Raw genomic sequence first — 6,585 nt, 5'->3', positions numbered from 1 at the left:
GTGCGCGACGCGGCGGTCACGCAGGCATGCCGCCAGGGTTCGGCGCTCGACGACGCAGCGGACGCGCGCATCTGCCTCGCTGTTTTCACGGCCCCGGCAGACCGGGTCTGCGAGGCTTGCCCTGCCCCCACCCCGGAGAGCGCGCATGCGCCCCTTGCTCCTGCTTGCATGCCTGTCGCCGCTGGTGACGTTGCTGCCGGCCACCGCGTCCGCCGCCGAGGTCTGCGATATCCCGCCGCGATTCGGGTTGAGCCCGTTGGCGGTGAGCATCGTCAACACCGCCTGCAACGAGCATCGCCTGTGGTATCGGCCGTTCATCGATCGCGATGGCCGTGCGGCGAGCCTGAGCGTGACCGAAGCCGAGGACGTCCACCTGGCCGACAATGGTCTGGTTGCCTGGCAGCGGGTGGTCGGTTACTGGCGGCAGAGCGGCACGTTGTCGCCGATGGGCAGCCAGCCGGGCGCGTCGAGCTGCATGGCCCCGCCGGGGACGCGCTACACCGACAGCGACTGCCGGGCGTTTCTGGTCGACAACCCGTGGTCGGCCGCCTTCATTTCCTGGGTCATGACCCGCGCCAGCGTGCCCGGCTTCACCCGCTCGCCGCGCCACATCGACTACATCCGTGCGGCCTACCAGAACAGCGGACCGTATCGGATGGCCGATCCGACGCAGGAAAAACCGGCGCCCGGTGACCTGCTGTGCTACCTCCGCGATCGGCGCGAAACCTTGAGCTACAGCGGCCTGGTGCAGTCGCTGGGCAGCGGCGCGGTGACGCATTGGAAATCGCATTGCGAGGTGGTGATCGCTGCCAACATGGGCGGTGATCGCACCCTGTACCTGATCGGCGGCAATGTGATGAACACGGTGGCGATGCGCAAGCTTGACCTGGACCGTAGCGGCCGGATCGAGCTGCCGCCGGCCAAGGCGAGCACCAGCGACGGGGTGGACCCGGGCTGCACACCCGGCCGCGAGGAAGAATGCAGCTTCAACCGCCAGGACTGGGCTGCCCTGCTGAAGCTGGTGGCCACCGCGCCGTCGATGGCGCCGATGCCGCCACCGGACCCGGCAGGCACGTCGGCACCGCCATGGGTTCCGCAGGGAACACCAACGCCGCCGCCGGCGTCGCCCCACCCCGGCGCGCGCGCGCTGCCACCGGCGCCGACGCCGCCAGCACCGGCAACGACGCCCCCGGTGCAGTCGCCGCAGACCTCCTAGCGCGTACCACGCGCAAGGCTTGATCCGCGCCGCGTTCGTCGCCATCTTGGAGGTTCGACCTCCCTGACCGCACCGAGTCACCGATGCCCAGTTTGATCCTGTTGATGATTGCCGGTGCGTTCGCCTACGCGTTTTGGAACGCCTCGCGTGCGGCCGCCGAGCGTGCCGGCGAGCTGGGCCGCAACGCCTGCCGTGCCGCCGATGTGCAATGGCTGGACCAGAGCGTGCACGGCACCGGCCTGCGCGTATGCCGCAAGCCCAACGGCTGGCTGGGCTGGGAGCGCACCTTCAAGTTCGAGTACTCGCACGATGGCGTGGACCGCCACACGGGCCGCATGGTGCTGCGTGGCGATGAGCTGGTGGCGTTCGTGGGACCGTCGGCGGCGCGGATCAGCGAGATCCGGCGCGGCGTGGATACCGGCGGCGCCGAGGACGTCTGAGCAGCCGACCCTGCGTAGGCGCCCCCAACAAAAATGGCCGCCTTGCGGCGGCCACGGGTGCTTTATTTGACTACGCGCAGATGCGGGCGGCCGCTCGGCTTGGGCGGCGCGTCGTCCGGCGGGGTCGGGCTGTCGTCGGGCGGCAGCTCGTCGTCCGGGCCGGGATCGTGGCCGGGGATGTCATCGGGCAGGGCCATGCCCTGCCCCGTCTCGCGGGCATACACCGCCAGCACGGCCGAAATCGGCACCTGCACCGGATAACTGGTCCCGGAGAAGCGGGCCGAGAAGCTCACGCTGTCATTGTCGATATGCAGGCGTACGACGGCACGTTCGGCGATGTTCAACACCACCCTGCCGTCCTTGACCGCGCTCTGCGGCACCTGCACGCCGGGCATGCCGGCGTCCACCAGGATGTGCGGCGTCAGGTCGTTGTCGTTGATCCATTCCACCAGTGCCCGCAACAGGTACGGACGGTGGCTGGTCATGCGGAAAGTGTCTTCTGTCATGGGGGTAGAGCCGAGCCGTGCTCGGCTGCAGGGATCCGATTGCGCAGTGGCAAGTGTACGCGCCCGCACCGGCGCCGGTCAGCACCCGCGCGCCGAACGTAAAGCGCCGATGCAGTCAGCTGCACCGGCGGGCCGGGCTCAGCTGGGCAGATCGCGCAGCTTTTTTTCCTGGTCGGTCAGGCTGCGGATGAAGCCCGGGTGGCGGAAGATCCGGTTGCCGTAATCCTCGATCGACTTGCCATCCTTGGGCAGCGGCACGTCCAGCGACTGCAGCCGCCACACGATCGGTGCCATCGCGCAATCGGCCAGGCTCATTTCCGGGTTGAGGAAGAACTTGCTGGCCTTGAACAGCGGCACCGCGCTGGTCAGCAGTTCCTTCAGGCGCTTGCGCCCGGCCTCTGCCTGGGTCTTGTTGCCGAGCTGGATGGCCTGCACCTGCGGCACCCAGTCGTGTTCGATGCGCAGCATCGCCAGACGGATGCGCGCGCGCGACAGCGGATCGACCGGCATCAGCGGCGGGTGCGGGTAACGTTCGTCCAGGTATTCGCTGACCACCGAGGCCGCGTACAGCACAAGCTCGCGCTCCACCAGGGTGGGCACGGAATGGTACGGGTTGAGGTCGATCAGATCCTCGGGCGGATTCTGCGGGTCGACCGGGACGAAGTCGTAGCTCACGCCCTTGGCCGCCAATACCAGGCGCACGCGATGGCACAGGACATCGTCGTTCGAGGAAAACAGCGTCAGGGTGTTCCGCATGCGTACGCTCGCCGCCATCAAAGGCTCTCCAACGTCCGGTAACCGCCGGTCGTATCGGCGCCGCCAGCCCATTGCCAGCGGTCGTCACAGTACCCGAGTGTGCAACTGCCCATCACAAAAGCCAATAGGCCGATCGACCCCTGATCGGATCGATCGATGCTCGGCGGCGGGATGGCGCTCAGTGCACGTCCTTCCAGTATTCCTTCTTGAGCAGGTACGCCAGGAAGGTGAGCAGCGCAAGGAACAGGATCACCCACACGCCGAGCTTCTGGCGCTTGAGCGCGGCCGGTTCGCCGGCGTACTCCAGGAAGTTGGTGATATCGCGCACCGTCTGGTCGTACTCGGCAGCGCTCACGTTGCCCGGCTGTTCGATCTTCAGCCCGACCACCGGCGCGTCTGCCCCCGGGCTTTCCGGCTTGCCGTGTATCGCGTGCTRCAGGCCCTGCATCTCCCATAGCGGGTTGGGCATGGAGGCATTGGGGAAAAGTCGGTTGTTCCAGCCCAGCGGCCGGGACGGATCGAGGTAGAACGACTTGAGGTAGGTATAGACCCAGTCACTACCTCGCACCCGGGCGATCAGGCTGAGGTCCGGCGGCATCTTGCCGAACCATTTCTCGGCCTGGGCCTTGGGCATGCTTACCGGGATCTGCTCGCCGATCGGGGTGCCGGTGAAGTTGAGGTTGGTCATGACCTCTTCTTCGCTCAGGCCCAGGTCGGCCGCCATCCGCGAGTAGCGCAGGTACTTCAGCGCATGGCAGCCGGAGCAGTAGTTCATGTACAGCTGCGCGCCGCGCTGCAGCGAGGCGCGGTCGCCGAGGTCGTTGCCGGCCTGCAGGGTGGTGCCGCCTTCGGCGGCGCCGGCCAGGCTGCTGGCCAGCATCAAGGCGGCCGCGCAGGCCAGCCGGACAATCCAGTGGTCAGTCATGCGTGGTCACCCGATCCGGTACCGGTTTGGTCCTGTCCAGCCTGGTCCATAGCGGCATGGTGATGAAGAAGGCGAAGTACAGGAAGGTCAATACGCGGCCCACGTAGGTTTCATGTGCGTCGGTGCCGGGGCCGGAGCCGATCACACCGAGCCAGACGAAGCACACCGCGAACACGCCGAGCAGGCCGCGCGAGAGCCAGCCGCGGTAGCGGTAGGACTTGACCCGCGCGCGGTCCAGCCACGGCACCAGGAACAGGATCGCGATGGCCGAGAACATCACCAGCACGCCACCGAGCTTGTTGGGCACCACCCGCAACATCGCGTAGTACGGGGTGTAGTACCAGACCGGCTTGATGTGCTCGGGCGTGACCAGGCGATTGGCCTCGGTGAAGTTGTCGTGTTCCAGGAACAGGCCGCCGAAGGCCGGGGCGAAGAAGATGATGAAGGCGGCGATGATCAGCAGGAACCCGGCGCCCACCCCGTCCTTGAGCGTGTAGTAGGGATGGAACGGGATGCCGTCGGTGGGCGCKGTGGCCGACCAGCGGTTGCCCTTGGGACCCTTCTTGATTTCCACGCCGTCGGGGTTGTTCGAGCCGACTTCGTGCAGCGCGCCCAGATGCAGCACCACCAGCAGCAACAGCACCAGCGGCAGGGCGATCACGTGCAGGGCGAAGAAGCGGTTGAGGGTGGCGTCGCTGGGCAGGTAATCCCCCATGATCCATTCGGTCAGCCCGGTACCGATCACCGGAATCGCGCCGAACAGCGAGATGATCACCTTCGCGCCCCAGAACGACATCTGCCCCCACGGCAGCACATAGCCCATGAAGGCTTCGGCCATCAGCACCAGGTAGATCAGCATGCCCAGGATCCACACCAGCTCGCGCGGTTTCTGGTAGCTGCCATACAACAGCCCGCGGAACATGTGCAGGTAGACCACGATGAAGAACAGCGAGGCCCCGGTGGAGTGCATGTAGCGGATCAGCCAGCCCCACTCCACGTCACGCATGATGTACTCGACGGAGGCGAACGCTTCGGCCGCATCGGTCTTGTAGTGCATCGTGAGGAAGATGCCGGTCACGATCTGGTTGACCAGGATCAGCAGCGCCAACGAACCGAAGTAGTACCAGATGTTGAAGTTCTTCGGCGCGTAGTACTCGGTCACGTGCTTGCGGTAGACCGGCATCAGGCCGGGGGCGCGCGTGTTGACCCAGTCGGCGACGCCGGTGGCGGTGCGGGAAAGGATGTTGGCCATGGTCAAGCCGCCCCCTGCGGGTCAACGCCGATGATGATGGTGTTGTCGTCCTGGTAATGGTGCGGCGGCACCAGCAGGTTGATCGGCGCCGGGACATCCTTGAACACGCGACCGGACATGTCGAAGCGCGACTTGTGGCAGGGGCAGAAGTACCCGCCCTTCCACTGGGGGTCGTACGGCTCGGGGCGGATCTCGGCGACCATCTCCGGCGAACAGCCCAGGTGGGTGCACAGCCCGACCAGGACCGAGACCTCGGACTTGATCGCGCGGAATTCGGGATTCTGCTTGAGCACGTAGGCCGGCTGCTGGTCCTTGACCCCGGATTCGGGATCCTTGAGCCGATCATCCAGGCCGTGCAGCGCGTCCAGGATCGCCTTGGAGCGCTTGACGATCCAGATCGGCTGTCCACGCCATTCCATGACCAGTCGCTGGCCTTCCTGGAGTGCGCTGATATCGGCAATCACCGGAGCACCGGCCAGCTTGGCGCGGGCGCTGGGATTCCAGGACTTGATGAACGGCACTGCTGCAAATCCGACGCCGACCGCTCCGACCACCGCAGTGGTTGCTGAAAGGAATCGTCGACGTCCAGTATCGACTGGATCGTTTACCCCATCGTTGGCCATCCGGCACTCCGATATTGATTTAGGTAGCTTGAGGCTGCCAGCAGACCGGTGGGGGCCAGTCCACATTGAATCAGCCGCGAGTGTAGCTGAACCGAAGTCGGCCACACAACGCGGTACTACGGAACGACATTACGACACGACATTACGGCATGGAGGCCAGCCAGCGCCATGGGCGCGTCGGCTCACTGGGTGGTGGCCTGCGCACCACGGTAGCGTTCGGCCAGCTGCGCCACCCGCTTCACGTAGTACTGGGTCTCACTGTAAGGCGGTACGCCACCATGGCGATCCACGGCACCCTCGCCTGCGTTGTAACCGGCGGCGGCCAGGGTGAGGTTGCCGTTGAAGCGCTTGAGCAGCCAGGACAGGTACTGCACGCCGCCGCGGATGTTCTGCGCGGCGTCGTAGGAGTCGGTAACGCCGAAGCGGCGCGCGGTGGGCGGCATCAGCTGCATCAGGCCCTGGGCGCCGGCGCGGCTGAGCGCGGTCGGGTTGTAGGCCGATTCGGCGTGGATGATCGCGCGGACCACGGCTTCCTCGACCCCGAACTCGCGCGCGGCGGCGGTGATCTCGCTCTGGAACGCGGTGGTGTTGAGCCGCACCGAGCCGAAGTTCACGCCGGGGTTGGCCCCGCAGGCGTAACAGCGCTCGATGAAGGTGTAGTGGATGGTGCGCACCGGGCCGAGGCTGGCCAACTGCGCCGGGCGGGCGCTGGTGTAGTGGCGCACCCCGTCCTTCATGTAGGAGTAGACCTGCCCGCTCACCACGCGGCCGGCTTTGTTGGCCCGCGCGGCCGGGGCCGACGGCGCGCTGAGCACCGTGGCCGATGGCGCCGGGCCGCTGGCGGTCAGGGCGGTGCCGGTGTTGGCG

Annotated in this window: 8 protein-coding genes; 2 read left to right on the top strand and 6 right to left on the bottom strand. The window is 66.6% G+C overall.

Translation table 11 applies throughout. The features are described 5' to 3' along the window. Positions 1 to 145 precede the first annotated feature (145 nt). Together AC1DQP_RS14735 and AC1DQP_RS14730 are read left to right on the top strand one after the other, a co-directional pair. Positions 146 to 1,216 (top strand): DUF2272 domain-containing protein, encoded by a 1,071-nt coding sequence (locus tag AC1DQP_RS14735; RefSeq protein WP_478051882.1) that lies wholly within the window; start codon positions 146 to 148, stop codon positions 1,214 to 1,216. Between the two features lie 83 nt (positions 1,217 to 1,299). Then, a complete protein-coding gene (locus tag AC1DQP_RS14730; protein WP_256776198.1) occupies positions 1,300 to 1,656 on the top strand; it encodes a DUF3301 domain-containing protein in 357 nt (118 codons plus the stop codon). Positions 1,657 to 1,718: 62 nt separating this feature from the next. On the opposite strand, the gene AC1DQP_RS14725 is transcribed toward AC1DQP_RS14730, so the two are convergent. The 6 genes from AC1DQP_RS14725 to AC1DQP_RS14700 form a co-directional block, all read right to left on the bottom strand. Next, positions 1,719 to 2,162 (bottom strand): ClpXP protease specificity-enhancing factor, encoded by a 444-nt coding sequence (locus tag AC1DQP_RS14725; protein ID WP_312237405.1) that lies wholly within the window; start codon positions 2,160 to 2,162, stop codon positions 1,719 to 1,721. 138 nt (positions 2,163 to 2,300) lie between these two features. Then, positions 2,301 to 2,936, bottom strand: a complete 636-nt coding sequence (locus AC1DQP_RS14720) for a glutathione S-transferase N-terminal domain-containing protein (protein WP_256776200.1) — start codon at positions 2,934 to 2,936, stop codon at positions 2,301 to 2,303. Positions 2,937 to 3,096: 160 nt separating this feature from the next. Continuing rightward, positions 3,097 to 3,798 (bottom strand): cytochrome c1, encoded by a 702-nt coding sequence (locus AC1DQP_RS14715; protein ID WP_478051883.1) that lies wholly within the window; start codon positions 3,796 to 3,798, stop codon positions 3,097 to 3,099. A 37-nt stretch (positions 3,799 to 3,835) separates the two neighbouring features. Further along, positions 3,836 to 5,095 (bottom strand): cytochrome b, encoded by a 1,260-nt coding sequence (locus tag AC1DQP_RS14710; protein WP_256776201.1) that lies wholly within the window; start codon positions 5,093 to 5,095, stop codon positions 3,836 to 3,838. A gap of 2 nt (positions 5,096 to 5,097) precedes the next feature. Beyond that, a complete protein-coding gene (gene petA, locus AC1DQP_RS14705) occupies positions 5,098 to 5,718 on the bottom strand; it encodes a ubiquinol-cytochrome c reductase iron-sulfur subunit (protein ID WP_256776202.1) in 621 nt (206 codons plus the stop codon). Positions 5,719 to 5,900: 182 nt separating this feature from the next. Further along, the coding region (locus tag AC1DQP_RS14700) for a lytic transglycosylase domain-containing protein (protein ID WP_478051881.1) at positions 5,901 to 6,585 on the bottom strand (685 nt) is incomplete at its 5' end.

The sequence above is a fragment of the Stenotrophomonas sp. P5_A8 genome, assembly GCF_056400545.1.
Note: the sequence above shows the minus strand (reverse complement) of the source record. Positions and strands in the feature narration are given on the sequence as shown.

What these genes read in the sequence shown, in the direction of transcription:
- AC1DQP_RS14720 (WP_256776200.1), bottom strand. Translation starts at nt 2,936, where the DNA reads ATGGCGGCGAGCGTACGCATGCGGAACACCCTGACGCTGTTTTCCTCG.
- AC1DQP_RS14735 (WP_478051882.1), top strand. Translation starts at nt 146, where the DNA reads ATGCGCCCCTTGCTCCTGCTTGCATGCCTGTCGCCGCTGGTGACGTTG.
- AC1DQP_RS14730 (WP_256776198.1), top strand. Translation starts at nt 1,300, where the DNA reads ATGCCCAGTTTGATCCTGTTGATGATTGCCGGTGCGTTCGCCTACGCG.
- AC1DQP_RS14725 (WP_312237405.1), bottom strand. Translation starts at nt 2,162, where the DNA reads ATGACAGAAGACACTTTCCGCATGACCAGCCACCGTCCGTACCTGTTG.
- petA (WP_256776202.1), bottom strand. Translation starts at nt 5,718, where the DNA reads ATGGCCAACGATGGGGTAAACGATCCAGTCGATACTGGACGTCGACGA.